The sequence below is a fragment of the Actinomadura soli genome, assembly GCF_005889715.1.
Lineage (GTDB): Bacteria > Actinomycetota > Actinomycetes > Streptosporangiales > Streptosporangiaceae > Spirillospora > Spirillospora soli.
On the sequence record NZ_VCKW01000526.1, the window covers coordinates 1 to 1,975 of the forward strand.

General features: G+C 66.9%; 2 protein-coding genes. Both read right to left on the reverse strand.

Translation table 11 applies throughout. The features are described 5' to 3' along the window. On the reverse strand, positions 1-448 hold a 448-nt coding region (locus tag ETD83_RS41520), incomplete at its 3' end, for a DDE-type integrase/transposase/recombinase (RefSeq protein ID WP_138650717.1). A gap of 46 nt (positions 449-494) precedes the next feature. Then, on the reverse strand, positions 495-1,724 hold the full coding sequence (locus ETD83_RS41525; protein ID WP_138650718.1) for an IS110 family RNA-guided transposase: 1,230 nt from the start codon (positions 1,722-1,724) through the stop codon (positions 495-497). Positions 1,725-1,975: the final 251 nt, after the last annotated feature.

Sequence of the window (1,975 nt, forward strand, 5' to 3'; positions counted from 1 at the left end):
CAGTGCCGGCGGGCGATCGGTGGAACGTCTCCTCGTACTCGGCCGGAGGGACGTTCCCGCAGTAAGAATGTAGCCTTTCAGAATTGTACCAAGCAACCCATTCCATGGTGGCCATCGTCACATCCATGACGCCTTTCCAGTCGCCATGGAAATCGATGAGCTCCTTCTTGTAGAGACTGTTGAGTGACTCCGCGGCAGCATTGTCATACGAGTCGCCCTTGCTGCCCACGGAACGCGCGGCACCGATCTGGTCGAGCCGCCCGGCGTAGCGGATAGAAGTATATTGAACGCCTCTGTCAGAATGGTGAACGAGGTCACCGACGACACCTCCCCGCGCCCAGATCGCCATTTCCAGGGCGTCGAGCGGCAGGTCGGTGCCGAGATGGTCGGCGACCTGCCAGCCAACGATGCGCCGGGAGTACAGATCCTGGACGAACGCGGCGTACACCCAGCCCGCAGCGGTGGCGACGTAGACACCTCACGCGGGTGGGTTGTCAAGCGGCCTGCGGCGAGGCGTGCGCTGGAGGGGTGGGCCAGGCGGTCGTCTCGTTGTAGGGGACGTTGTTGTGGAGGCAGTGCCAGAGTTTGGCGATCAGCTTGTTGGCCAAGTTGCGGAGGGCGGCGTTGTGGGTATCACCTGCGGCTCGTCGCCGGTCGTAGTGGGCGCGGGCTCCGAGGGATTTGGTGATGGCGGCGAAGGCCCACCAGTGGCAGGCGTCGGCGAGACGGTCGTTGCGGATGTGGCGGGCTGAGACGATCTTGGATTTGCCGGAGGCGCGGGTGATCGGCGCGGTTCCGGCGAATCCGCGCAGGCCCGCGATATCGGAGAAGCGTGCGGGGTCGTCGCCGATCTCGCCGAGGATGCGGGCGCCCAGGACCGTGCCGAGTCCGGGGATGCTGGTGATGATCTCGGCCTGCCGGTGGCGGGCGAAGAAGTCGCTGAGCTGCTCTTCCAAGGCTTTGATTGCGCTGGTCATGGCGGTGATGATGTCGAGGAGTCCGGCGGCCGCCACGCCCAGGGCTTGCTCGACCTCGGCAGGCTGGCGCATGGCGTCCTGGCGCAGCTGGGATGCGACTCGTTCGGCCAGGCCGGGGTCATTGCGTCGGCCGGCTCGGCGCAGCAGCGTGGCGACGCGGGCAGGAGTGAGGCGTGCCGCGGCCTTCGGGGTCGGGGCGGCCCTGAGCACGGTCAACGCGGCCGCGTGGGTCAGGATCGGGAAGGCTTGCAGCGCAGCCGGGTAGAAGTCGCGGAGGAGGGAACGCAGGCGACTGACGGTCTGCTGGCGGGCCCAGATCGCCTCCTTGTGTTGCCGGGCGACCGCCTTGATCCCCCGCACCAGCGCAGTGTCGGCTGGAAGGCTGCGGTGTCGATGCCGATCGATGCGCAGGATGTCGGCCAGGACAGCAGCATCGCCCGGGTCGGACTTGCCGCCCGCCTGGCCGTGGCGTTCTCGATAGCGAGCCACCGCCCGCGGGTTGATCGCAAACACCCTGAAGCCGGCGGCGACCAGAGAGGCGACCAGCAGCCCCTTGTCAGTCTCGATTGCGATGTCGATCCTAGTCGGTTCTTCCTGCCCGGTCTGCTCGGCCAGCAGCTCGATCAGCTGGGTGAATCCGGCGAGGTCATCGCCGATCCGTGCTCGCCCGACGACCTGCCCCGCCTCGTCCATGAGCGCGACGTCGTGATGCCGTTCCGACCAGTCGATCCCGCACGTGATCCGCACCAAGCCCTCCCTGAAGGTCACCGAAGTTCGAGCCAAGAGCCTGCGCGGCACCCTCATGGAAGCGCTCGCGGCGCAACACCTCACCAGCCGGCTGCAAGCCCAGCGGCCGGCGGGGCCACCGTCTAACTTCAGACCTCAAGGGGGTCGGTGATGTCTCAGTGGTCACCCGCCGACGGCTCGACCGACACCCTGCCAGCACCGAGATCATGCGGCCTGATCGACCCGTGGCTCTCCCATGAGGTGATGTCGGC